The 24,883-nt window shown below is 69.3% G+C and carries 15 protein-coding genes; 7 read left to right on the top strand and 8 right to left on the bottom strand.

Annotated elements, in window-relative coordinates:
* Positions 1–33 precede the first annotated feature (33 nt).
* Together ACZ63I_RS19070 and exaC are read left to right on the top strand one after the other, a co-directional pair.
* Entirely contained in the window at positions 34–1,593 is a 1,560-nt protein-coding gene (locus tag ACZ63I_RS19070) for a GMC family oxidoreductase (RefSeq protein WP_469340029.1), read from the top strand.
* Between the two features lie 114 nt (positions 1,594–1,707).
* Positions 1,708–3,231, top strand: coding sequence for an acetaldehyde dehydrogenase ExaC (exaC, locus tag ACZ63I_RS19065; protein WP_469340027.1), 1,524 nt, complete (start codon positions 1,708–1,710; stop codon positions 3,229–3,231).
* Between the two features lie 323 nt (positions 3,232–3,554).
* On the opposite strand, the gene ACZ63I_RS19060 is transcribed toward exaC, so the two are convergent.
* From ACZ63I_RS19060 to ACZ63I_RS19050, 3 genes are all read right to left on the bottom strand, one after another.
* A complete protein-coding gene (locus ACZ63I_RS19060; protein WP_469340025.1) occupies positions 3,555–4,670 on the bottom strand; it encodes a hypothetical protein in 1,116 nt (371 codons plus the stop codon).
* Positions 4,671–4,743: 73 nt separating this feature from the next.
* The gene (locus ACZ63I_RS19055) at positions 4,744–6,729 is read right to left on the bottom strand and encodes a ricin-type beta-trefoil lectin domain protein (RefSeq protein ID WP_469340023.1); all 1,986 of its coding nucleotides are present in this window, start codon (positions 6,727–6,729) and stop codon (positions 4,744–4,746) included.
* Positions 6,730–6,879: 150 nt separating this feature from the next.
* The gene (locus ACZ63I_RS19050) at positions 6,880–9,219 is read right to left on the bottom strand and encodes a ricin-type beta-trefoil lectin domain protein (RefSeq protein WP_469340021.1); all 2,340 of its coding nucleotides are present in this window, start codon (positions 9,217–9,219) and stop codon (positions 6,880–6,882) included.
* 748 nt (positions 9,220–9,967) lie between these two features.
* Here ACZ63I_RS19050 and ACZ63I_RS19045 point away from each other — a divergent pair.
* The 3 genes from ACZ63I_RS19045 (at position 9,968) to ACZ63I_RS19035 (ending at position 15,287) form a co-directional block, all read left to right on the top strand.
* Entirely contained in the window at positions 9,968–12,607 is a 2,640-nt protein-coding gene (locus ACZ63I_RS19045; protein ID WP_469340020.1) for a lectin, read from the top strand.
* Positions 12,604–14,076 (top strand): glycoside hydrolase family 76 protein, encoded by a 1,473-nt coding sequence (locus tag ACZ63I_RS19040; RefSeq protein WP_469340018.1) that lies wholly within the window; start codon positions 12,604–12,606, stop codon positions 14,074–14,076. The genes ACZ63I_RS19045 and ACZ63I_RS19040 overlap by 4 nt, the downstream gene beginning before the upstream one ends.
* 65 nt (positions 14,077–14,141) lie before the next feature.
* Positions 14,142–15,287 (top strand): ricin-type beta-trefoil lectin domain protein, encoded by a 1,146-nt coding sequence (locus ACZ63I_RS19035; RefSeq protein WP_469340017.1) that lies wholly within the window; start codon positions 14,142–14,144, stop codon positions 15,285–15,287.
* A 328-nt stretch (positions 15,288–15,615) separates the two neighbouring features.
* Here the strand turns inward: ACZ63I_RS19035 and ACZ63I_RS19030 are convergent, their stop codons facing one another.
* From ACZ63I_RS19030 to ACZ63I_RS19020, 3 genes are read right to left on the bottom strand one after another with little or no spacing between them, the layout of a single operon-like run.
* A complete protein-coding gene (locus ACZ63I_RS19030; RefSeq protein WP_469340512.1) occupies positions 15,616–15,864 on the bottom strand; it encodes a GDSL-type esterase/lipase family protein in 249 nt (82 codons plus the stop codon).
* A 17-nt stretch (positions 15,865–15,881) separates the two neighbouring features.
* Positions 15,882–16,070: a hypothetical protein gene (locus tag ACZ63I_RS19025; RefSeq protein WP_469340016.1), complete on the bottom strand. Its 189-nt coding sequence runs from the start codon at positions 16,068–16,070 to the stop codon at positions 15,882–15,884.
* Positions 16,067–17,179: a transcriptional regulator gene (locus ACZ63I_RS19020; protein ID WP_469340015.1), complete on the bottom strand. Its 1,113-nt coding sequence runs from the start codon at positions 17,177–17,179 to the stop codon at positions 16,067–16,069. Before ACZ63I_RS19020 ends, ACZ63I_RS19025 begins: the two co-directional genes overlap by 4 nt.
* A 580-nt stretch (positions 17,180–17,759) precedes the next feature.
* Here ACZ63I_RS19020 and abc-f point away from each other — a divergent pair.
* Together abc-f and ACZ63I_RS19010 are read left to right on the top strand one after the other, a co-directional pair.
* On the top strand, positions 17,760–19,397 hold the full coding sequence (abc-f, locus tag ACZ63I_RS19015; protein ID WP_469340014.1) for a ribosomal protection-like ABC-F family protein: 1,638 nt from the start codon (positions 17,760–17,762) through the stop codon (positions 19,395–19,397).
* 1 nt (position 19,398) lies between these two features.
* Positions 19,399–21,102 (top strand): ABC-F family ATP-binding cassette domain-containing protein, encoded by a 1,704-nt coding sequence (locus ACZ63I_RS19010; protein ID WP_469340012.1) that lies wholly within the window; start codon positions 19,399–19,401, stop codon positions 21,100–21,102.
* Between the two features lie 104 nt (positions 21,103–21,206).
* On the opposite strand, the gene ACZ63I_RS19005 is transcribed toward ACZ63I_RS19010, so the two are convergent.
* Both ACZ63I_RS19005 and ACZ63I_RS19000 read right to left on the bottom strand, forming a co-directional pair.
* Positions 21,207–21,761: a hydrolase gene (locus tag ACZ63I_RS19005; RefSeq protein WP_469340011.1), complete on the bottom strand. Its 555-nt coding sequence runs from the start codon at positions 21,759–21,761 to the stop codon at positions 21,207–21,209.
* 56 nt (positions 21,762–21,817) lie between these two features.
* Positions 21,818–24,838 carry an alpha/beta fold hydrolase gene (locus tag ACZ63I_RS19000; protein ID WP_469340009.1) on the bottom strand — a complete coding sequence of 1,007 codons (3,021 nt, stop codon included), beginning with the start codon at positions 24,836–24,838 and terminating at the stop codon, positions 21,818–21,820.
* Positions 24,839–24,883 lie beyond the last annotated feature (45 nt).

The following is a 24,883-nucleotide window of genomic DNA, read 5'->3' as shown; positions in this document are numbered from 1 at the left end:
CCCTGAATCCCTCGCCTCTGAACTGGAGCAGTCATGCCCGCCGGAACACCTGTGCACGAATTCGACTACGTCGTCGTCGGCGGCGGTACGGCCGGAGCCGTCGTCGCCGCCCGGCTGACGGAGGACCCGGCCGTCACCGTCTGCGTGGTGGAGGCGGGCCCCTCGGACGTCGGCGACGACAGCGTCCTGCAACTGGACCGGTGGATGGCCCTGTTGGAGTCGGGCTACGACTGGGACTACCCGGTGGAGCCGCAGGAGAACGGCAACAGCTTTATGCGCCACGCGCGCGCCAAGGTCCTCGGCGGCTGCTCCTCGCACAACTCCTGCATCGCCTTCTGGGCGCCGGCCGAGGATCTCGACGAGTGGGGCGCGCTGGGCTGCACGGGCTGGAGCGCCGCCGACTGCTTCCCGCTGTACCAGCGGCTGGAGACCAACGACGCGCCCGGTGACCACCACGGCCGTTCCGGTCCCGTCGTGATCCGTACGGTGCCGCCCCACGACCCGTGCGGGGTCGCCCTGTTGGAGGCCTGTGCGGCGGCCGGCATTCCCACCACCCCGTTCAACACGGGGACGACCGTGGTGCGCGGCGCGCACCAGTTCCAGATCAACGCCCGCGAGGACGGCACCCGGTCGTCCGCCTCGGTGTCGTATCTGCACCCGCTCATCGGCCGCCGGCCCAATCTGGAGATCAGGACCGAACTCCAGGCGAAGCGGCTGCTGTTCGACGGCAACCGCTGTACGGGTGTGGAGTATCTGGAGCCCGACACCATCCACAGCGGTTCGGTCGCGGCGCGCCGCGAGGTGATCGTCGCCTGCGGCGCCATCGACTCGCCGAAGCTGCTGATGCTGTCGGGCATCGGCCCGGCCGCCCATCTGCGGGAGACCGGCGTTGATGTACGGGTCGACTCCCCCGGCGTCGGCTCGCATCTGCAGGACCACCCGGAGGGTGTGATCATGTGGGAGGCGAAGCAGCCCATGGTCAGCTCGTCCACCCAGTGGTGGGAGATCGGGATCTTCGCCGACACCGAATCGGGCCTGGACCGGCCCGACTTGATGTTCCACTACGGCTCGGTGCCGTTCGACATGAACACCTACCGGCGCGGCTATCCGACGACGGACAACGCGTTCTGCCTCACCCCGAACGTGACCAGGGCCCGCTCCATGGGCACCGTGCGGCTGCGCACCCGCGACTTCCGGGACAAGCCGAAGGTCGACCCGCGCTACTTCACCGACGAGCACGACCGCCGCGTGATGACGTACGGGCTGCGCCTGGCCCGGGAGATCGCCGCGCAGGCCCCGATGGCGGAGTGGACGGGCACCGAGCTGGCTCCGGGGCCGGCCGCGCAGTCCGACGAGGAGCTGTTCGCGTACATCCGGGAGACGCACAACACCGTCTACCACCCGGCGGGTACGGTGCGGATGGGCGCGGCGGACGACGTGCTGTCGCCGCTCGACCCGCAGTTGCGGGTCAAGGGTGTTAGCGGGCTGCGGGTGGCGGACGCGTCCGTGATGCCGTTCCTGCCCGCCGTCAATCCGTGCATCACGACGATGATGATCGGCGAGAAGTGCGCCGACATGATCAAGGCGGGCTGACCATCCGGCTGACCACCGCCACCGGGCACGCAACCCCGTTGCAACGTAGGGCCCTTTAGCCTCGGTTCCGGCGCCGTCCAACGGCGGGCGGCGCGGAATCGGGAGGCCACAGAGATGACCCGTTACGCTGCGCCCGGCACCGAGGGCGCGATCGTCTCGTACGAGTCCCGCTACGACCACTGGATCGGCGGCGAGTTCGTCCCGCCGGCCCGCGGCCAGTACTTCGAGAACCCGAGCCCGGTCAACGGCCGCCCCTTCACCGAGATTGCGCGCGGCACCGCCGACGACGTCGAGCGCGCCCTGGACGCGGCGCACGGCGCCGCACCCGCCTGGGCGAAGACGTCGGCCGAGGCGCGTGCCAACATCCTCAACAAGATCGCGGACCGGATGGAGGCGCATCTGGAGGAGCTGGCGGTCGCCGAGAGCTGGGAGAACGGCAAGCCGGTACGGGAGACCCTCGCCGCCGACATCCCGCTGGCCATCGACCACTTCCGCTACTTCGCCGGCGCGCTCAGGGCCCAGGAGGGCTCGCTGAGCGAGCTGGACGACGACACCGTCGCGTACCACTTCCACGAGCCGCTGGGCGTGGTGGCGCAGATCATCCCGTGGAACTTCCCCATCCTGATGGCGACATGGAAGCTGGCCCCGGCGCTGGCCGCGGGGAACGCCGTCGTGATCAAGCCGGCCGAGCAGACCCCGGCCTCGATCCACTTCTGGATGAGCCTGATCGCCGACCTGCTGCCGCCCGGTGTGGTCAACATCGTCAACGGCTTCGGCGTGGAGGCGGGCAAACCGCTGGCGTCCAGCCCGCGCGTCGCCAAGGTCGCCTTCACCGGCGAGACCACCACGGGGCGGCTGATCATGCAGTACGCCTCGGAGAACATCAAGCCGGTCACCCTGGAACTGGGCGGCAAGAGCCCGAACTTGTTCTTCGACGACGTATGGGCGGCGGACGACGACTTCCGCGACAAGGCGCTTGAGGGCTTCACCATGTTCGCCCTCAACCAGGGCGAAGTGTGTACGTGCCCGTCGCGGGCGCTCATCCAGCGCGGCCACTACAGCGAGTTCCTGGAGGCGGGCATCGCCCGCACCGAGGCGATCGTGCCGGGCCACCCGCTGGACACGGACACGATGATCGGCGCCCAGGCGTCCAACGACCAACTGGAGAAGATCCTTTCGTATCTGGACATCGGCCAGCAGGAAGGCGCCAAGGTCCTGACGGGCGGTCACCGCATCGACTACGACGGCGAACTCGCGGGCGGCTACTACGTCCAGCCCACGATCTTCGAGGGCGACAACCGCATGCGGATCTTCCAGGAGGAGATCTTCGGCCCGGTTCTCGCCGTCGCGTCCTTCAGCGACTTCGACGACGCGATCAAGACGGCGAACGACACCCTGTACGGCCTGGGCGCCGGCGTCTGGACCCGCGACATGAACACCGCGTACCGCGCGGGCCGCGCGATCCAGGCGGGCCGGGTCTGGACGAACTGCTACCACGCGTACCCGGCACACGCGGCGTTCGGAGGCTACAAGCAGTCGGGCATCGGCCGCGAGAACCACAAGATGATGCTGGAGCACTACCAGCAGACGAAGAACTTGCTCGTGTCGTACTCGCCGAAGAAGCTGGGCTTCTTCTAGACACCGAAAAAGGGCGCCTGGCCAGGGCATCTGCCCGGCAGGCGCCCTCCTCGGCGCACGTCTCAGCACCCGAGGCTCCCCGTACACAGCCCGCGGCCTAACGAATGCCGGGGTAATCGTTGCATAGGCATCTGCGAGAGTGCGGCGCGTATTCCTTCGGTCCCGCCGTTGCTCGACGGAGGCTGGCAGACCTGGCTGAGCGTCGAACGGCTCGCCGTCGCGAGCCGCGTTCATCACCCGCCCGGTGAGGAATCAAAGCGAGCGGTGGGGAACAACGGCAGCCCCGGCACATCGGCGCAGGGGCTGACGCTGTTCCAGGGGCATCAAGCGCCCGGATTCAGGAGGAAAGGCTCCATTTCTGGTTGTTTACTCCGTTGCAGTCCCAGATTTCGAGTTGGGTTCCGTCGGTGGTGGTGGCGTTGGGTACGTCGAGGCAGCGAGCTGTTGCAGCTCCAGATCTGGATCTTGCTGCCGCTCGTCAGGGTCGGCAGGTTGTCGCCGTTGTTGTGCGCCGCGTAGTCGTACTCCCAGCTCGACGAGCCCGCGTCGGTGACCGGGGTGTAGAAGTTGAAGCCGTTCGGTACCCCCGTCAGCGGGAGGTTGTTGCCTCGGGAGAAGGATCCTGAGGAGTTGGTGCCGCGCCGGGTGTCCACGTGCTGGGCGTAGCTGGACGAGGTGTTGGGCGTCGCCGCGCCCAGGGTGATGTCATCGACCCAGCCTTTGAACTGGGTGGAGTCGGCCATGCCCTGGGTGTCGTCGTAGCCGAGCAGGACACGGTCGATGGTCTTGCCCGCGGCCACCGAGCCGATGGCCGACGCGACGCGGTTCCACTGGTCGGCGTAGAGGATCTTGCCGGTGCCCTGTGCCTTCGGACTCAGGTTGACGCCGTTCTGGTCCAGCGGCGCCCCGGACAGCTCACTGAGGTAGGTGCCGTCCGTGAAGTGCAGGTCCACCGAGGCGTAGGTGCTCGGGTAGGTGAGGTCGCCGCGGCTCAGCTCGGGGAAGATCTCGTAGGACATCTGGGTGTTCTGGCTGACCGGGATGTTCACGTTGTAGAGCTTGTTCCACGCCCACACCCCGCCGTTCTGGGTGTGGCTGCCGGAGTACCGCAGCGCCTTGGTCCCGGTGAAGCCGACGTTGGGTTTGATGTCGGGGCCCGCCGCGGGGCCGGAGCCGACCGTGGTGGTCATGCCGGCGGATATCCCGGAGGTGCGCGGACTGCCCGATGCGTTGGTCTCCACCGTGCTGTTCCAGGTGGGCTGCGGCTGGCCGGACTCGAAGGAGGTGGTGAAGGCGGGGGCCTCGGCGGCCGACGCGGCGGGCGCGGCAGAGGCCGCGGGCGCGAGCGTGAGCGCGTACGTCGGCACGGTCAGGGCGCATGCGACCGCCACGGTCAGCAGCGAGCGGGCCACAGTGTTGTTCGGTCTGCCGATTCTCACAAGGAACGCCTTTCTTGACGCCGCCGTCGAGAGGAAACGTGTGAGGTGCGTTGCGGGCTGGGCGGCTGCGAGGTCACGGTGTCGCCCAGCGCTGGTTGGCGCCGCCGTTGCACGTCCAGATCTCCAGCCGGGTGCCGCTGGCGGTGTTACCGCCCGGGACGTCAAGGCACTTCCCGGACGCCGGGTTGACCAGGGTGCCGTTGGTGACCTTCCACTGCTGGTTGGAGCCGCCGTTGCATGCCCACTCCTGGACGAGCGCTCCGTCCGCGGTGCTCGCGCCGTTGATGTCGAGGCAGTTGCCGTTGGCGCGCACTGTGCCGTCCGCCTGGCGCGTCCAGCTCTGTGCCGTGGTGTTGTTGCAGTCCCACAGTTGGACGGGCGTGCCGTTCGCCGTGGCGTTGGCGTTGAGGTCGAGGCACTTGTCGCTGTTCGCGGCCGACAGGATGGTGCCGGTGCTGGGCAGCGGTTGCCCTCCGGAGAGGGTGATGTCCACGGTGTGCGCGCCGGTCAGCGCGGCGGAGACGGCATGCGTTGAGGAAGCTGTGCCGTCGATCTTGAAGGAACTGATGACGTTGCCGGACCCGTGGAGCGCGATGTTCAGCGTCGCGCCCCGGTACGGGACGCCGTTCAGCGTGACGTCGCCCCACCCGGCGGGCAGCGTCGGCTGGAAGTCGATGCCGGTGGTGCTGAACTTCATGCCGAACAGATCGTTGTCGATCATCCGCAGGTACGCCGTCGCCGACCAGGTCTGGTCGGGAGCGGCGGTCCAGTGGCCGCCGGTCTGCCAGCCGCCGTCCACTGCTCCGGTCTGCGCGTTGTAGATCTCGGCGAACTGCCCGCTGGAGTTGGCGAGTCCGGCCAGGGCCTGGACCTCGTTCGCGAACCGCGCCTGGTTGCCGGTCTGCGCGGCGGCATCGGCCCAGTACCCTTGCACCATCGGCCAGACGACCACGTTGTGCCGGCCGGGCCTGGCGTCGCTGTAGCGGGCGTAGTTCGGGTAGGTGTCCACGATGCCGTACGGCTGCACGTGCGCGTTGCGCATGATCGACTGAGCCTGGCCGGAGTCGGCGATACCGAAGAGCACGGCGAAGGACAGGCCGGTTCCTTCCTCGGTCTGATCCATCTGGCCGGACATGCCGTCGTCGCCGTGGACGAAGTAGCCGTACAGTCCCTTGCCGGGGATCCAGAAGTTCTGGTTGATCTTCGTCTTCAGCGTGTCGGCCGACGCGCCGAGGGCGCTCACCTCGCCGGCGGGCCTGCCCAGGGCCGTGGCCATCTGGGCGGTACTGCGGTAGGCCGCGTAGTACACCGCGTTCGTGCTGAGCGTCATCATCGTCGCGGTCGCCGCGTAGTCGCCGACGTAACCACCGTGGCTTTCCGTGCTGTCGGCCGGAGGCGCCGGATAGCCCGCGATGCCGTCATTGAAGAAGGACGGCCCCTGGAACAGCCCGCGACTGCTGTTGAAGTTCTGACTCCTGCGGAGATTCAGGGTGTTGGTGGCCACCTGATAGGCATGGGTGAGGAAGGTCCGGTCACCGGTGACCAGGTAGTGGTTCCAGGCACCCGTCATCCACACGACCTGGTCCCACTGCTCGTTGTCCTGCTGGACGATCAGTTGTCCGTCGGACTGCTTGACCACCGCCGACCAGAGGGTGTTCGCTGCCTGCTTCGGCTCCAGCAGGCTCGCCGCGTTCCAACTGTTCACCGCCGCGTCCCGGGTCCACGGCTGGTCGTAGCCGCCGCCCGCCCGGATGAACGTCTGCGGATCACCGCTCATCAGTCCGGAGGAGTTGTACACCGCCGGGTCGTAGCTGACGGTGTTGGTGTCGAGCAGATTGGACAGCGCCTTGGCATAGGGGGCTCCGAGCTTTGCCTGCGTCGCGGAATCGGCGAAGGTCAGCGTCGGCCGCGGAGCGACGGCGCTCGCGGCGGCGGCCGGACCCGCCGCCACCCCCGTACCGGTGACCGTGGACGCGGCCAGGACCAACGCGCCCAGTCCGAAGCGCAGTTGGGACCGCCGGCGCGGATGCGGGCGTGGCCCGCGGACAGGTCTCGACATCGTGCACCTCTCACAGTGATGGGTCATGGCCCCGGAGCGGGGATCCGCGCCGGGACTGTGCGGTGGTGGGGCTGGCGGGTGCGGGCTGCGCGGATGACGGTCCGGGCGGGCGCCGCGGTGCTCGTCCGCCCGGACCGGCTGAGCCGTGGGTCAGGTGGGCAGGTTCCATTTCTGGTTGGTTCCGCCGTTGCAGTCCCAGATGTCGAGTTGAGTGCCGTTGGTGGTGGTGAAGCCGGGCACGTCGAGGCAGCGTCCGCTCGCGGGATTGACGAGCGTTCCGTTGCGGACCGTCCATTGCTGGTTGGCGGCGCCGTTGCAGGTCCACAGATTCACGAGGCTGCCGTTGGCGGTACCGCCGGCGACCACGTCCAGGCAAAGGCCGCCGCTGCGTACCGCGCCGTTGGCCACCGTCCATTGCTGGGCCGAGGAGCCGTTGCAGTCCCAGAGGTCCACGACAGCGCCGGGGGTGGCCGATGCCTGGTAGTCGTCAAGGCACTTGGCGCCGTTGAGGCCCGAGCTGACCGCGCCGGTCCCGGTGCCGCCACCGGACCCCGGGGTTATGGAGAGGTTGTCGAACTGGTCGGTGCGGTAGCCCTGGATGCCGAGGCCGGCCTGTCCGGTCTGGAACGACGAGTCGTTCACCGAACCGAACTGCTTCCCGTCGAGTTTGGCGCTGATCTCCGCGCCCTGGAATGTGAACGACAGGTTGTGCCACTGGCCGGTACCCAGCGCTGTGGTCGTACCCGTGGCCAGCGTGTGGTTGCTGCCGTCGGTGTACATCTTCTCGATCCACCACTGTCCGGTGTCCCGGATGCGCAGATAGTAGGCGTTCATGTGGGACTGCGGACGCTGCTGGGTGTTGGCCCGGCCCAGCAGCTCGGTCGTCCCCGCGCTTCGCAGGTAGACGTCGGAACTGACGGTGTAGTTGGACCAGGTGGGATCGCCGATCAGCGAGTACGAGTCGGAATCGTCCTGCCACTCGATGGGCTTGACCGGAGCCATCTGCTGCACGCACTTGCCGGAGCGGCCGGTGCAGGGCTGGACCTCGAAGGAGCCCTGCATGTCGGAGAGGTATTTCGCCTCCCCACCCGTGACAACGTTGTCGAAGTTGTCGGAGTAAGGCAGTGCGAGCGCGTGGGCGGCAGGCGACGTGGCGGTGCCCTTGCCCTGGCCGGCGATGGTGCTGACGGTGTAGACGTAGCCGGGCTGCATCGTCAGCGAGTACGAGCCGTTGCTCGGTGTGATGTCCTGGGTGTGGATGAAGGACGAGCTGTTGCTCGGCGAGTTGACGTTGGTCGCCCACACGTGGACCGCGCCGGTGGACAGCCCGCCCTTGACCGAGAAGTTCACGGTCTGCGTCGAGGTCGACGTCGTGGTCTCCAGAACGGTGGAGTAGTCCGAGTTGTTGGCCGACTTCAGGGTGACGTAGGTGCCGTTGGACTCCGATCCTCCGAGGTAGCCCGAAGCGGAGTCGATGAACTTCCAGCCGGGCTGGGTGAACTGGGTGACCTGGGCAGTCGCCCAGGTGCTGGCACCGATCTGGTAATTGCCCGACCACGGCGAGGCGGCCGTCGCCAGACCGACGGTGTTGTAGGGCAGGTTGGGGTAGATCGCGGCGATCAGTGGCCAGTTGAAGTAGCTGGTCATCCTGGCATCGATGTAGCCGCGGGTGATGGCCCGGATCAGCGCGGGGGCGCCGGTGTTCATGTCCTGCGAGCCGTTCTCGCTGTCCCACAGCGGCTTGCCGTTGTTCTTCGCCGCCGTGGTACTGGAGCAGGTGTGGGCGTTGCCCCCGTCCCCGCCCTCGCACGAGTAGTGCGCGCCGATGATGGACACGGCGTTGTTGAAGGCGCTGTTGTTCGCCATGTCGTCGGCCACGTTCCAGCCGCTGTCATCCGCGACCAGTTGGACGCCGCCGTAACCATGCGAGTCGAGCGCGGAGCGGAGCTGAACGAACCAGTTGGCGTCGTGCCCGCGCTCGTTCCAGCCGCCGAGATACTTGATGTTCAGGTTGTGGGTCTTGGCGCAGTCCAGCCAGGAGATCAGGTAGTTGATGGTGTCGGTCGACCAGAAGCCGCCGTTGATCCAGCCGGGCGCGGCCCACGCCAGGCCGTACAGACCGATGTTGGGGTTGCGCGCCTTGGCCTGCTCAGCCAGCCAGAACTCGTATCCGGCATTGCAGTTGATCGTGCCCCTGCTGTGCTCGATCGACGGCTCGGAGCCGTCGGTGGAGTTGGCGTCGCCACCGATCTCCAGCTTGAGCAACTGGAGGTTGGCGCCGTAGCCGGGCTTGAACATGTAGTCCAGGATCTGGGACTGCTGGTCGGCCGGATAGTCGGTCAGCAGTCGCGAATTACCGCCGCCCCCGCTGATCGCACCGATTCCGTCGAACGTCCGGCCGCTCTGGGCACCGTCCACGCTGATCGAGGTCGTAGCGGCCTGGGCCGGAACGGCACTCACCGCCAGGGCGGCAGCGAGGAGCGTCAGCACCCATAGAGGCGCAAGTCTTAACAATCTCCGCATAACTGACATCCTTTCACTCGGAGAATCGCGCACAGTGTGGAGTCGTGTTTGTTTCCGAGTCAATGCTCCCGACAAGGAAACAGAAACGACCATGGCGGTCGGCGAGTAGTGCGGTCGGTGACCGGCAGTCCCCCCAGCCTTCGGCGGCTCCGATCGCGCCCGCCGTCGGCGCGGACCCTGGCACCGTTCGCGCGGCAACAGGTCGTGACAACGTTGTCAGAACGCCACGGGCAAGAGGCTTCCATAGGGCTTTCATGGGGACTCCCGGGAGACCGGTCACAGGCGGCGAGACGCACTGACGACAGAGGAGAGCGCTCTCCGAAGCTAGCCACCCGCCATGACCGCGTCAATGGGCTGGACACGTCGGGATGAATTGGGGCCTGCGCTCTCGCCGAGTCCCTGGCGACCCCCGCCGGCAGCCCGCACCGCGCCTGACGGAAACCCGGCGGTGCCCGTCGTCAGCGCCCCCGCGCACGCCGGTCGAGCAGTGGTAACAAGCCGGGCAGGCCGGTAGCCGATGAGATCCGCCCGGACCTCGTACGCCGATGATCGTCGGACCCTCGTTGCGTAACTGCCCTCGAACCGGAGGCTGTTGATTCTTTTGCGATTTCGGTCGGTTGCGTTGACAACCCTCGCCGGCCTGCCCTTTGCTTCTCGGGATTTACCCCCACCGGTCCGGTGACAGCCACGGCTGTCCGTTCCTGGAGCCGCAACGATGAAACGATGGCGCCTTCCACTTGCTCTCTCACTGATGCTGCTGGGGTTCGCCGCCCCGACCGCCGCTCACGCCGGCACGCCTGCCACTGCCTCGATCAGCGGGGCCGCCGCCGCGGTGTCCGATCCGGCGTCTCTGGTCAACCCGCTGCTCGGCACATCCAACGCGGGAAACACCTTTCCTGGTGCCGACACTCCGTTCGGCATGGTCTCGTGGAGCCCCGACACGTCCTCCCGTCCGCCCGGCGGTAACTACGCGTACTCTGACAACGTTGTCACCGGCTTCAGTCTCAACCATCTGTCCGGGCCGGGCTGTGGCGCCATGGGCGACATCCCCGTGCTGCCGACCACCGGGACCGTGGACGGCGCCGCCACCCAGACGTTCTCGCACAGCAGCGAGTCGGCCGACGCGGGGGCGTATTCGGTCACACTGGGCAACGGCGTGAAGACGGAACTCACCACCACGGCCCGCTCCGGAATGGCGCGCTTCACGTTCCCTTCGACCACACAGGCTAATCTGCTGTTCAAACTGAACGCGGACAAGGCCACCAATCTGCACTTCACGAAGGTGAGCAGCACCGAGGTCAGCGGTTCGGTGGACGCCGGGCTGTTCTGCGCTTCGGCCCCGTCGTACACCGCGTATTTCGACATGGTCTTCGACCAGCCCATGACCGGCAACGGCACCTTCACCGGCGGGAATTCGGTCACCTTCAACACCACCGGCAACAGGGTGGTGCAGGCCAAGGTCGGCCTGTCCTACGTCTCGATCGCCGGCGCCACCGCCAACCGAGCGGCGGAGAACGCCGGTTGGGACTTCAACGGAACCCGGACCGCCGCGCACAACGCGTGGAACAGCGTCCTGAGCAAGATCGCGATCAGCGGCGGCACGTCGGACCAGCAGAAGGTGTTCTACACCTCGCTGTACCACTCGCTGCTGCACCCCAACCTGCTCAGCGACAGCGACGGGAAGTACTGGGGCTTCGACCGTCAGGTGCACACGGTGTCGGGCCGGCAGAAGGCCCAGTACGGCACCTATTCCGGCTGGGACATCTACCGCACCCAGGCGCAGTTGGAGGCACTGGTCGCGCCACAGCAGGCGAGCGACAGCGCCCAGTCGCTGGTCAACGACTACGCGCAAGCCGGTTTCTTCCCCAAGTGGTCGCTGAACTCGGCCGAGACCCAGGTCATGAACGGCGATCCGGGTCCGGCGATCGTGGCGGACTACTACGCCTTCGGGGCACGGAACTTCGACACCACCGCCGCCAAGAACGCCATGGTGAAACAGGGCACCACCACCAATCCGATCCGGATGGGCCTGGACCTGCAGACCAAGTACGGATATCTGCCCTCGGACGGCAGTTATCCGAAGGACTTCTACGGCTCGGTGGCGACCCTGCTCGAATACAGCGCACAGGACTTCGCCACTTCCGCCTTCGCCGGGGCACTCGGCGACACCACCACACAGAGTCAGTTCGCCAACCGCGCCCAGGACTGGCGCAACGTCTTCAACACCTCCAGCGGATTCATGCAGCCCAAGCAGACGAACGGCTCCTGGAAGTCGGGATTCAACCCCACCAGCAGCGATCAGTTCGTCGAGGGCACGTCCTGGCAGTACACCGGGGCGGTGCCGCACAACATCCGCGGCCTGGCCGACGCCATGGGTGGCAACGCCAAGATGGCCACCTATCTGGACAGCGTGCTGTCGGACCTCGGCGGCTCGGGCGGCTCGCACGCCGACCTCGGGAACGAACCCTCGATCGAACTGCCCTGGGAGTACGACTACATCGGGCAGCCGTGGAAGACCCAGCAGATCGTCCGCAAGGTCCAGGACCAGCTATGGCCGAACGACCCGGCCAACTGGAAGGTCGGCAACGACGACCTGGGCACCATGAGCGCCTGGTACGTCTGGTCGGCCATGGGCTTCTACCCCGAGACACCCGGTACCTCCGACCTGGCTCTGGGCAGTCCGCTGTTCACCAACGTCACCGTCACCCTCGGCAACGGCAAGACGATTACCGTCAACGCCCCGCAGGCCGCCGACAACGCGCCCTACGTCCAGAGCGCCACACTCAACGGTGCCGACTGGAATAACGCCTACCTGCCGGCGTCGTTCGCGACCGGCGGCGGCACCCTCAAGCTCACTCTCGGCACCACCGCCAACACCAATTGGGCCACTGCGGCGTCCTCCGCACCCCCCTCGTACAACGGCGACGGGGGCGCCAAGCCCCCCGGGCCGCCGGCAGCCCATGCCGGTCCGGTGACGTCGGCGAACGGCGGCAAGTGCCTGGATGACAACGCCGCTTCGACGACGAACGGCAGCAAGATCCAGATCTGGAGCTGCAACAGCTCCGCCGCCCAGCAGGTCACCGTGGCAGGCGACGGCACCCTGCAGATCCTGGGCAAGTGCGTCGAGGTCACCGGCAACGGCGGATCCGCCAACGGCACCCTCGTCGAACTCTGGGACTGCAACGGCGGCAACAACCAGAAATGGACCTACACCACCTCCACCGGCGCCCTGCGCAACCCCCAGTCCGGCCGCTGCCTCGACGTACCCAACGCCACCACCACCGACGGAACCCAACTCGAAATCTGGGACTGCAACGGAGCAAACAACCAGAAATGGACGGTACCGAGCGCATGAAACACAGGCATGAACACAGACCGTTGCTACGGCGGCTGGTGGCCGCCGTCGCGACCACAGCCCTCGGGCTAGGACTGCTGATGGGGGTGGCCGGCACCTCCACGGCTGCCGCCACCCCGGCGTCCAACGGCGCCGCTGCCCTGATGAAGTCCTACGACGCGGGGACCGGGCTCATCGGCAACGGCTGGTGGACCTCGGCGGTGGCGATGAGCACCGTCATGGCCTACCAGCAGAGGACCGGCGACGCCCAGTACCAGTCGACGTACGAGACGACGTTCAACAAGAACAAGTCGCACAACTTCACCAACGACTACCTGGACGACACGGGGTGGTGGGCGCTGGCCTGGATCCAGGCATACGACATCACCGGCAACGCCTCCTACCTCCAGATGGCCAGGACCGACGCCGAATACATGCACGGCTACTGGGACTCCACGTGCGGCGGCGGCATCTACTGGAGCACGGCGAAGAGTTACAAGAACGCCATCCCCAACGAGCTGTTCCTCCAGGTGACCGCAGGGCTGCACAACCGCATTCCGGGAGACACCACCTACCTGGGATGGGCCAACGCCGAGTGGAACTGGTTCAACGGCAGCGGAATGATCAACAGCTCGCACCTGGTCAACGACGGGCTCACCAGCGCCTGCCAGAACAACAACGACACCACCTGGACCTACAACCAGGGTGTCATCCTGTCCGGACTGGCCGAACTGTACAAGGCGACAGGCAACTCCGGCCTGCTCGCCACGGGCACGTCCATCGCGGACGCGGCAACGTCCCGGCTGAGCAAGAACGGCATCCTGACGGAGCCCTGCGAGCCGAACTGCGGAGCCGACGGTCCCGCCTTCAAGGGCATCTTCGTCCGCGATCTGCGGGCGTTCGCCACCGCAGCCCGCAGCACCGCCTACGACGGCTTCCTGACGGCCCAGGCCAACTCGATCATCGCCCACGACACCGACGGCTCCGGCCAGTTCGGCCTGGTCTGGGCGGGCCCCGTGCAATCCGTCTCGTACAGCACCACGGCCGCCGGCGAGGACGCACTGGTCGCCGCACTGCCCGGGTCGGGCGGCGGCACCGCGCCACCGACCGGCCCGGTGACCTCCGGCGTGAACGCCGGCAAGTGCCTGGACGACTTCGGTGCGTCGACCACGGCCGGCGCCAAGGCCGATCTCTGGGACTGCAACGGCTCCTCCGCGCAGACCTGGACCGTCACTGGAGGGACACTGCGGGCGAGCGGTTTGTGCCTCGACGTCACAGGCGCCGCAACGGCCAACGGCACCCCGGTGGAGTTGTGGACCTGCAACGGCGGCGCCAACCAGCAGTGGCAGCCGTCCAACGGCACACTGGTGAACCCCGCATCCGGTAAATGCCTGGACGACCCCGGCTTCGACACCACCAACGGCACCCAACTGGACATGTGGACCTGCGACGGCGGCGCCAACCAGCGCTGGGCGCTGCCTGCCGCGTGAACCTCCGTACGAATCGCGCTGCGGGCGCCTCCCGTCGCGATCCCTCCCCACCGACAGGACTGACCATGAAGAGATCCACCGTCTGCGTCACCACGGCATTACTGGCAACGGCCCTGATGACGGCATTGAGTGTCGGATCGGCTTCCTCGGCAACGGTAACGGCCGGGAGCCCGGGGACGCGGGCCGCCGCCGCGGCGCCCGCCAGTCTGCGGGTCCTGCCCCTGGGCGACTCCATCACCTGGGGCGTCGGAAGTCCTTCGGGCAACAGCTACCGAGGCTATCTGTGGAACGAGCTGGCGGCCGAGGGCCACGCTCTGGATTTCGTGGGCTCGGGGCGCAACGGTCCGATGTCGGACCCCGACAACGAGGGCCACTCCGGGTGGCGTATCGACCAGATCGACTCGATCGCCGATTCGGTCCTGGCCCGGTACCGGCCCAACGTCGTCACGTTGGAAATCGGCACGAACGATCTGAACGGGAACTACGAGGTACCGACCGCTCCCGACCGGCTGAGCGCGCTGATCGACCGGATCACCAATGACGCTCCTGACGCGACCGTGCTGGTGGGCTCGGTGATCGTTTCCACCAGTGCCGGCGAGGAGGCCAGCCGGCCGGCGTTCAACGCGACGATCCCCGGCATGGTGTCGGCGAAGCAGGCGGCGGGCAAGCATGTGCGCTTCGTGGACATGAGCGCCCTGACGGCGGCGGACCTCTCCGACGCCCTGCACCCCAACGACAACGGCTTCAGCAAGATGGCTGACGCCTTCAACGCCGGCATCCAGGCCGCCGACAGCGCGGGCTGGCTCAAGGCACCGGTCGGCGTGGGCCAGCAGGTGCAGTCCGGTGTCGCGGGGAAGTGTCTGGACGTCAACGCCGGCAGCAGTGCGAACGGCGCCGCCGTGCAGATCTGGGGGTGCAACGGCACCGACGCCCAGATCTGGTCGGCGCGTACCGACGGCACGCTTCGCGCCCTGGGCAAGTGCCTGGACGCCACCGGCGCCGGCACCGCCAACGGCACGAAGATCGAGATCTGGGACTGCAACGGCGGTACCAACCAGCAGTGGCAGGTCTACAACGGTGGCTACCGCAACCCCGTGTCCGGCCGCTGCCTTGACGACCCGGCTGCATCGACCACCGACGGCACGCAGTTGGTGCTGTGGGACTGCAACGGCTCCGCCAACCAGAAATGGACGTCTCTGCAGCCGAGTTGACGGCCGAAAGAGGCGTCTGCCGCGGCTGAGGTCGGGCAGACGCCTCTTCTCCCCGCGGAGGTGGAAGTGGGCTGGCCCCGGATCACGCGGGGCCGGCCTTCCGCAGCCGCCAAGACGGAGAGACTCGATGAAGCCCATCGCTCAAGGTCCGGGCCAATTGCGGGCCGGAGCACGCTCAAGTCGACATCGTGGCAGGCGTCTTCCCTGTTCAGCGGCCATGTGAGCCGCGTACTACCAGCAGACGAAGAACTTGCTCGTGAGGACTGTCCCCGGACCAGTCACGGACCGGCCTGCGGAAGAACGTGTTCGACGTCGTGCGCTGACCCGCTCAGCGCAGGAGTCGCAGTGGGAACGCCCCGGCCATCGCCGCCATGCCCGCGTCGTTGGGGTGCAGGCCGTCTCCGCTGTCGTACGCCGGGAGCAGCCGGCCGGGCCTGCCGGGGTCGCGGGCGGCGGCGTCGAAGTCGGCGACGCCGTCGAACGCGCCGCTCGTGCGGATCCATTCGTTCACGGCCTGCCGGACCGACTCCCGTTCCGGGGTGAAGTAGCCGAGGGTGTCGCCCTCGAAGGGTGTGATCGTCGCACCGAAGATCTTCAGGCCGTGCCGGTGGGCGAGCCCGGTGCCGGGTTCGGGTCCCGCAGCAGGCGGTTGCCGCCGAGGCCGGCGTTCAGGACGCCCGTGCCGGCCAACTGCTCCTCCTGGCGGAGCCGTTGGGCCAGGAGGTCGGGCCAGCGCCGATCGGCGCCGGGTGTGGTGCGTTCGCTCGTCGTGCGGGCCGTCACAGGGGAGAGCTCGCGGGGCAGGGCCCGTCGGCCTCCCCTATCTCCCGGGCGAACTCGGCCCACAGGCCCGCGTACTCCCTCGCCAGGTCGACCACCAGGTCTGTGCAGTGCGAGGGCACCGCCTCGGCCATCCGCAGCAGTTCGCGCCGCTCCACGGCGCTGCGCTGGAGCAGGCGCAGGAGCCGGCGACCGCTCTCTTTGTGCCGCAGCGACGGGTCGCGCAGGAGCTTGTCGATCGGCGATACGTCCGGCGGGCGGATGGGACGGACCACACCCGCGGTCTCCCTGACCGTGTCCTCCCGGTGGGCGGGGGCGCTCCCGTTGGTCCCGGCGGGCGGCGGCTTCGGGGTGTCTCTCTCCGGTGTCTCCTTCTCCGGTACGGGGGACCGGCCGGAGGCGAGCCGTTTGCGGACGTCGCCGACGGTCGCCGGTGAGAGGCCGACCTGCCGGGCCACTTCGCGCAGCGAGGCGTGGGGCCGCTCCGCCAGCAGTTCGGCGGCCCTGCGGCGGCCCTCCGCGCCGTCCAGAGGCCGGACCCTGCCGTCGCTGCCCCTGCGGACCGCCGGGTACGGCCCGCCGGTGGCCGACGGGGCGCGCAGTGCCGCCACGCTCTTGGCGCTGATCCCGGCGGTGCGTGCCACGGCCCGGTCGGACAGGTGCGGCCACTGGGCCAGGATGCGTTCCGCGGCGGCCCGGCGGTCCTCACGGGAGAGGGGCAGGCCGTGTGTCATGTTGGACCGGACGGCGAGGAGGAACGACTCCTCGGCCGCGCCGTCGAAGAAGAGCACGTCGATGGAGTCGCGGCCCCGGGCGCAGGCGGCCATGAGGCGGTGCATGCCGTCGATGACGCGCATCGTGGACCGTTCCACGAGGATCGGTGGGAGGGGTTCGTCGAGCTCGGCCAGGCGGGCGACGTGCGCGGAGTCCTCCCCCTGTACGCGGGGCGAGTAGCCGGGCAGGAGCGACGAGACCGGCACGCGTTCGGAGTGCTGCTGGAGGGTCCCCGCGGTGGTGGCCGTCGCCACCGGAGGACCAGGGGTGGCCGGGGTGGCCGGGGTGGCGGAATCCTCTCGCTCCGGCTCGAAGAGAAGTGCACCGGAATCGAACATGTGTGACTCAACTCCCCCCATGTGTCTGCGCCGCGCGGGGTTGGCGGGCGGCGGTCCGACGGTGGCCCGAACGCTGCGGCCCGGTCACCCGGGTGCCGTCCGCGCGTCGACGCGGGCTCCCTGTCTGTCCTCTGCACGGTACCCAGGTTCGGAACCCACCGGTTACGGATCCCGTGGAGGCGCGCGCGAGAACGGGTGGAGTCCCGCTGGAGGCCCGCTGGGGCCGTGCGAACGGTGCTGGTCACCGCCGTCCGCGGACCGCGGCGGGGCGCGCGTCCGGAACTGCCGCAACGGCGGGGAACGGCCGAATGAGGACCCGTCAGTTCGCGCTCGCGAATGCCCACTTGGCCCCTGCCGCACCGGCCGATTCTGGTAACGTGAAATGCGGATGTGCAACTCAGAGGAGAGATCATCGTGGTTGTAGCGGGTGACGACGACATCACCGGGTGATACCCGGATGTCGAGTGCCACGGCTGTGCGCCGCGCGTGCGCGGCTCCGTGGCCGTATCCCCGCGTGCTTTGACCACTCCACTCTCCCGGGGCGCTTCGGTGCGCCCGCATATCTGCGAGGACCGCGCATATGTCCGACGCCGGCATCGTCTGCTCGAATCTCTCCTTCTCCTGGCCCGACGGCACTCCCGTCTTCCACGACCTGTCCTGGTCCGTGGGGGACGGTCGCACCGGTCTCGTCGCGCCGAACGGGGCGGGCAAGTCCACCCTGCTCAAACTGATCGCGGGCGAACTGCGCCCGAACCGGGGGGCCGTGACCGTCACGGGCCTCCTCGGTCATCTCCCCCAGAGTCTGCCGCTGACCGGTGACCTGACCGTGGCCGAGGTGCTCGGCATCGCACCGGTCGTCGCGGCGCTGGACGCCATCGCGGCGGGGGACGTGAACGAGGAACACTTCGCCACGGTCGGCGACGACTGGGACATCGAGGAGCGCAGCCGGGGGCAGCTCGACCGGCTGGGGCTCGGCGACGTCCCGCTGTCCCGGCGGCTGAACACCCTCAGCGGCGGCCAGGTGGTCTCCCTCGGCCTGGCGACACAGCTCATCAAACAGCCCGACGTGCTGCTCCTGGACGAACCGACCAACAACCTCGACCTCGATGCCCGGCACCGGCTCTACCAGGTGCTGGAGAGCTGGAACGGCTGCCTGCTCGTGGTCAGCCACGACCGTGCCCTGCTCGACCGCATGGACTCCATCGCCGAGCTGGAGGCGGGTGACATGCGGCTGTACGGCGGCAACTACACGGACTACGAAGAGGCGGTGAGCGCCGAGCAGGAGAACGCCGAGAAGAACATCCGTACCGCCGAGCAGCAGGTCAAGCGGGAGAAGAGGGAGATGCAGCAGGCCAGGGAGCGGGCCGCGCGCCGGGCCGGAGTCGGTGCCAAGGCAGCCGCGAAGGGCAGCATCTCCAAAATGGCCGCAGGCACGCTCAAGCGGCGCGCCCAGGAGTCCGCTGGCAAGGCGAACGACACGCACGGCCAACGCCTCTCGGACGCGAAGGCCAGGCTGGACGAAGCGAGCCGGATGCTGCGGGAGGACCGGAGGATCACGCTGGAGCTGCCCGACACCCGGGTGCCGGCGGGGCGGACCGTCTTCCTCGGCGAGGGGATCAACGTCCGGTACGGCGAGCGGGAGGTCTTCGCGGGCGAGGGGGTCGACCTCACCGTGCGGGGGCCGGAGCGCATCGCGCTGACCGGCCGCAACGGTGTCGGCAAATCGACCCTGCTGCGGGTGATCAGCGGCGACATCACGGCGGACCGGGGGGAGTTCAAGCGGGCGGAGGGGCGTGTCGCCTATCTCTCGCAGCGGCTGGACACGCTGCCGCTGGACCGTACCGTCTCGCAGTGCATGGCCGACCACGCGCCGCACAAGCCCGAGGCGGAGCGGATGAACCTGCTGGCCCGCTTCCTCTTCCGGGGGGCCTCGGCGCACCTTCCGGTCGGGTCCCTGTCGGGGGGTGAGCGGCTGCGCGCGACGCTGGCCTGTGTCCTCGGTGCCGAACCGGCGCCGCAACTGCTGCTGCTCGACGAGCCGACGAACAATCTCGACCTCGACAGCGTCGAGCAGTTGGAGGGGGCGCTCAACTCGTACGAGGGGGCGTTCGTGGTGGTCAGCCACGACGAACGGTTCATCAGGGAGATCGGGGTGAACCGCTGGCTGTCCATGTCCGGGGGCAGGCTGCTGGAGACGGGGGCGCCCTACGATGAGTGACGTGTCCTCACACCCGCCCGGCGGGCAGGACATCCTGTCCGCCGACCACCGCACGGCTCACCTGCTCGCCGAGAACCTGCACCAGGTGCTGGGCGACCGTGTGGTGCTGCACGACGTCTCACTCAGGGTGTCGCACGGCGAGCGGGTCGGGCTGATCGGTGAGAACGGCCGCGGGAAGACCACCCTGCTGCGCGCCTTCTCCGGGGAGCTCGTCCCGCAGCGCGGCCAGGTGGTGCGCGCGGTGACGGGCCAGGTCGGTTTCCTGCCCCAACGCCCGGACTTTCCGGCGGACTTCACCATCGAGGAGGTCCTGTCCCGGGCGACCGCGGAGTTCGAGGAACTGGCCGCGCGGATGCGCGCCGCCGAGGAGCTGATGTCGTCCGCCGCCCCGGGCGATCTCGACGCGGTGCTGGAGGAGTACGGCCGGTTGCGGGACGAGTTCGACCGGCGCGGCGGCTGGGAGCTCGGCGCCCGGGTCGGTGAGGTGCTGGACGTCTTCGGCCTGTCCGGTCTCGGCCGGGAGCGCCGGGTCCGGACCCTGTCGGGGGGTGAGCGGGCCCGGCTGGCGCTGGCGGCGCTGGTCCTGGCCGAGCCGGCCGGGCTGCTGCTCGACGAGCCCACCAACCACCTGGACGACCGGGCGGTGGACTGGCTGGTCCAGTGGCTGGCGTCGTACCAGGGGCCGTGTCTGATCGCGTCGCACGACCGGGCGCTGCTGGACACGGCGGTCACCGCCATCGTGGACCTGGACGGCCCGCGGGGTGCCACCGTGCGCTACGGCGGCGGCTACCGGGAGTACCTGGACGAGCGTGCCGCGGCGCGGCAGCGCTGGTGGCAGCGGTACGGCGAGTGGAGCAAGGAGCTGGCCGAGGCGCGGCACCGGGTGGCGCGGGCCGACGCGAACGGGCGGATGTTCAGCGGCCGGGCCGACAACGACAAGCTGTCGTACGACGCCGCGGGAGGCGGTGCGGAGCGGGCCGTCGCCCGTACGGGCCGGGCCGCGCGGCTGCATCTGCGGCGGCTCCTGGAGGAGGAGGTGCCGCGTCCGCCGCAGCCTCTGGAGTTCGCTCCCCCGCAGGACGCGGACGGGGAGGGCGAGTTCGCCGAACTGTCCGGCGGTGTGCTGCTGCGGGTCACCGGTCTGAACGTGGGAGAAGTCCTGCGGGGCACGGAGCTGACGCTGGGCGCCGGCAGCCGGTATGTGATCAGCGGTCCGAACGGCGCGGGCAAGTCGACGCTGCTGTCGGTGCTGGTGGGCGGCCGGACACCGGACGCGGGGGTGGTGGAGCGGGCGCCGGGGCTGCGGGTCGGGCATCTGCCGCAGGACAGCGACTTCGGTGCGGAGCGGCGGGGTCTCCTGGAAGCGTTCGCCGCGCGCCGCGCGGTCCATGTCGAGGACGCGGCGGCCGAGTTGACGCGGTTCGGCCTGTTCGGTCCGGAGGACTTCGGTACTCCGGCGAACCGGCTGTCGGTGGGTCAGTGGCGGCGTCTGGATCTGGCGCTGCTCTTCGCCCGGCGGCCGCATCTGCTGCTGCTCGACGAGCCCACGAACCACCTCAGCCTGGTGCTGGTCGAACAGTTGCTGGAAGCGGTGGAGCACTTCAAGGGCCCCGTCGTGATGGTCACGCACGACCGCGCGCTGCGCGAGCGCCACCGCGACCGGCTCCTCGAACTGTCGGACGGGCGGCTGACCGGGCCGGGCTGAGGCCCAGGTCGGGGGTTGCCGCCTCCGGCGACCGCAGGACCGGTTGTCCGGCCCCGCGGTCTCCGGAGGCGTCCGGGCCGGGGGTGGTCCGGCCCGCACGGGGTCTACCGGATGTAACGCCCGTCGAGGTACTTCTTGGCCAGTTCGAGGTAGCGGGGGTCCTCGGAGTTGCCGATCAGTTCGAAGAAGAACATCTCCCGTGTGATCAGGTGCGCCCCGAGCTGCCGAAGACGTTCGAGGCCGAGATAGTGGTCCGCCCGGTTGCGGGCGGAGACGGTGTCGGCGAGCACGAAGACCGTCTTGCCCTGCTCCAGCAGGCCCAGTGCCGACTGGAGGACGACCACATGGGTCTCCGCGCCGGCCAGTACGTACTGGTCCCGGCCGGCCGCCGCCACATGGCGGGCGACGGACTCCTCGCGCAGGAAGTCGAAGTGCTCCTTCTCCAGCCGGGGCGCGCCCTTGGCCGCCTCGTCCAGCGACAGGGAGGGTCCGCCCAGTTTCCTGTGCTCGGTGAGGAGCAGTGGTACGCCGAACTCCCGTGCCACCTCCGCGACCCAGCAGGTGTTGTGGAGCAACTGGGTGCCCTCCAGCAGCAGCGGGATGAGCTCCAACTGCATGTCGAAGAGGACGACCGCCGCCTTGTCCTTGCGTACCAGCATTCCGGCAACCAATCCGTGTGGGTGAGCAGGTGGGTGTCCGTGGGCGGGCCCGGGGTTCAGGGCCTGTCCCGCGCGGCCCAGAACTCCGTCAGAGCCCTGTTGAACTCACGTGCCGCGGTCAGCGGCGCGTAGTGCCCGTGGCCCTGGAGTTCGCGTACGCGGACCCCGGGGACGGCCGAGTAGTGGGCGACCGCCTCGGCGTCGAGTACGCAGTCGTCGAGTCCGCGTACCACCAGGCAGTCGGCCGTGACGTCGGTGAGCCGGTCCACGACGTCGAAGCCCGTCAGGGCCGTGTAGTAGCGGCGCAGGATGTCCATCGACGCGTTCACGCTGAACTTCCCGGCCAGGTCGCCGCTCCCGCCGAAGACCGCTTCCAGCAGGCCGGCGTGGACGCGCAGTTCCTCGCGCAGGTCGAGGGTGCGTTCGAAGGCGTCCTCGCCGTAGCGGGGCGCGCAGCTCACGAGGGTCAGGGAGCCGACCAGCTCCGGGTGGCGCAGGGCGGTGAGGGTCGAGACGCACCCGCCCAGGGACCAGCCCACCAGGTCGGCCGGGCCGTCGGCGGTCTTCCGCAGGTGGTCGCCCACCTCGTCGGCGAGCGCCTCGAACGAGAAGGTGTCCTCGTCGAAGGGGACGTCGTGGTGCCCCGGGTACTCCGGGACGTGGATCGCCCGTCCCGCCCGGAGCAGGGCCGGTATCTGCTGGGTCCAGGCCCGCCGGTCGCAGTTGAGCGGGGGCAGCAGCAGGGTGGGCCGCCCGGCGTCGCCGACGCGGTACCACCGCGTCGGCGGTGGGGTGCGCCGCGCCACCGGTGCCGTGCCCGCCGTGTTCCCGGCGGGCTTCGTGCCGGAGGCCGGCGCGCCCGTCGGCGTGTTCTCCGGCACGGGTGGCCGGCTGCCGATGGCGGCGGCGAGGTCGGCCACCGTCTCGTGGCGGAACAGGTCGTGCGTCTTGATGGTGCTTCCGGCTTTCCGGTACGGGCCGAGCAGTTGTACGGCCGACAGCGAGTCCAGGCCGAGGGAGGCGATCCTGGTGGCGGGCGCGACCTGGCCGGTGCCCTCCTCGAAACCGAGCAGGGCGGAGAGCTGGGCGCAGAGCTGGGCGACGAGGTCGCCGTCCGGGTCCGGCGACCCGTGCGGGTCCGGGTCCGGCGACCCGTGCAGGTCCGGGTCCGGCGACCCGTGCGGGACCGGGTCCGGCAACCCGTGCAGGTCCGGGTCCGGCGCTCCGTGCAGGTCCGGGTCCGGCGCCCCGCGCGGGTCCGCCACATCGGTGCCGTGCGTGTCCGCCACCTCGGTGCCGGGCGGGCCCGCGGCGGAGGGCTCCTGCGGGTCCTGGTCCGTTCGCGCCGTGTCCCGGGCTCCGGCGGGGGACTCCTCGACGACCCAGTGCCGGTGCTTCTCGAAGGGGTAGGCGGGCAGCGCGATCCGCGCCAGATCGGCCGGTGCGGCGAGCAGCCGGGCGAGGGCGGCGGTGTCCCGTGCCCGCCAGAGGGCCACCAGGTCGCGCTCACCGTCCTCCAGCCGGCCGGTGTCCGCCGTCCGGGACGCCGCTCCGGGCTCACCGTTCCGGGGCCGGGCGTCCAGTCCGGCGAGGAGTTCGTCGCGGGTACGGGCGACGACCACATGCTCGTGGGTGAGGTGCGGGCGGCGCAGCAGGAGCTGGGAGAGGTCCGCGAGCCGGTCCTCGGGCAGTCCGGCGACCAGATCGCGGTGCCGGCGGGCCAGTGTCGTGAGGCTGTCGGGTGTCTCGGCGGACAGGCAGAAGGGCAGTGTCCACCCGGGGCGGCGGTCCGCGGCCCTCCCGCCGGGCTGCCCGCCGGGCTGCCCGGCGGGGACCTTGCGCAGCACCACGTGACCGTTGGAGCCGGTGAAGCCGAAGGCGCTGACGGCGCAGAGCGGTCTGTCCTCGGGCCAGGGCAGCGGTTCCCGGTTGATCGTGAAGGGGGCGACGTCGAGGTAGGAGACCGTCCCGCCGGTGGCGGCCACCGGCGGGATCGTCTCGTGCCGGAAGGCCAGCAGTGCCTTGATCACGCCCGCGAGGCCGGAAGCGACCAGGGTGTGCCCGATGAGGGGTTTGACGGCGCCCAGGTGGGGGCTGTGGTCGCCGGCCCGGCGGAAGGCGGACCGCAGGCCCTCCAGCTCGATGGGGTCGCCGAGGGGTGTCCCGGTACCGTGCGTCTCCAGATAGGCGATCCGCGAGGTGTCGATCTTCTCGCGCGCGTAGAGGTCGGCGATCAGCCGGGCCTGGGCCGCTGAACTCGGAGCCATCAGACCGTTGGTGGTGCCGTTGTGGTTGGTGCCCGTCGCGCGGATCGCTCCGTGGACGCGCAGCCCCCGGGCGCGGGCCTCGTCGTACCGGGTGAGGACGAGCGACGCGACACCCTCGGCCGGTACGAATCCGTCGGCCGCGTCGGTGAAGGGCAGGGAAGCGCCCTCGGGTGAACTCATCCTGGAACGCCGCGCGAAGCGCAGCACCTCCGGGGTGCTGAACACCGACACGGCGCCGACGACCGCGCTCCGGCACTGTCCGGCGCGGAGGTTGAGCACCGCCTCGTGCAGCGCCGCCAGGGAGGAGGAACAGGCGCTGTCCAGGGTGACCGAGGGGCCGTTGATGTCGTAGAAGTAGGAGATGCGGCCCGAGAGGGTCGAGGGCGCGTTGCCCAGGAAGCTGTGGGTGCCGTAGACGATGTCGCTGCGCCGTGCCACCAGGGTGCGGTAGTCGCCGGGCAGTCCGGCGACGAAGACCCCGCAGTCCAGGGCCCGCAGGTCCTCGGCGCTCAGCCAACTGTCGTCGACGGCGTGCTGCACGCTCTGGAGGAGGACCCGCTGCTGCGGGTCCATGCAGAGCGCCTCGTTCGGCGAGACGCGGAAGAACCGCGCGTCGAAGTCCTGGTGTCCGTCCAGGAAGCCGCCGACGAGGTCCGCGGCGTCCTCCTCCCCCGCCCAGCGGTCGGTGGTGCCCAGGGCGGTGCGGCCGAGCCGCAGGCGTTCCCAGTACTCCTCGGGGCCGTCGCTGCCGGCGAACCGGCAGGCCATGCCGACCACGACGGGGGTGTCGTCCTCAAGCAGCTCGTCCATGCCCACTCCCGTCTCCGCGGCGCGCCGTCGCCTTGTCCGTCACCG

This window comes from Streptomyces sp. NPDC087906, assembly GCF_055584925.1.
Note: the sequence above shows the minus strand (reverse complement) of the source record. Positions and strands in the feature narration are given on the sequence as shown.

What these genes read in the sequence shown, in the direction of transcription:
- ACZ63I_RS19070 (WP_469340029.1), top strand. Translation starts at nt 34, where the DNA reads ATGCCCGCCGGAACACCTGTGCACGAATTCGACTACGTCGTCGTCGGC.
- exaC (WP_469340027.1), top strand. Translation starts at nt 1,708, where the DNA reads ATGACCCGTTACGCTGCGCCCGGCACCGAGGGCGCGATCGTCTCGTAC.
- ACZ63I_RS19055 (WP_469340023.1), bottom strand. Translation starts at nt 6,729, where the DNA reads ATGTCGAGACCTGTCCGCGGGCCACGCCCGCATCCGCGCCGGCGGTCC.
- ACZ63I_RS19045 (WP_469340020.1), top strand. Translation starts at nt 9,968, where the DNA reads ATGAAACGATGGCGCCTTCCACTTGCTCTCTCACTGATGCTGCTGGGG.
- ACZ63I_RS19040 (WP_469340018.1), top strand. Translation starts at nt 12,604, where the DNA reads ATGAAACACAGGCATGAACACAGACCGTTGCTACGGCGGCTGGTGGCC.
- ACZ63I_RS19035 (WP_469340017.1), top strand. Translation starts at nt 14,142, where the DNA reads ATGAAGAGATCCACCGTCTGCGTCACCACGGCATTACTGGCAACGGCC.
- ACZ63I_RS19020 (WP_469340015.1), bottom strand. Translation starts at nt 17,179, where the DNA reads ATGTTCGATTCCGGTGCACTTCTCTTCGAGCCGGAGCGAGAGGATTCC.
- abc-f (WP_469340014.1), top strand. Translation starts at nt 17,760, where the DNA reads ATGTCCGACGCCGGCATCGTCTGCTCGAATCTCTCCTTCTCCTGGCCC.
- ACZ63I_RS19005 (WP_469340011.1), bottom strand. Translation starts at nt 21,761, where the DNA reads ATGCTGGTACGCAAGGACAAGGCGGCGGTCGTCCTCTTCGACATGCAG.
- ACZ63I_RS19000 (WP_469340009.1), bottom strand. Translation starts at nt 24,838, where the DNA reads ATGGACGAGCTGCTTGAGGACGACACCCCCGTCGTGGTCGGCATGGCC.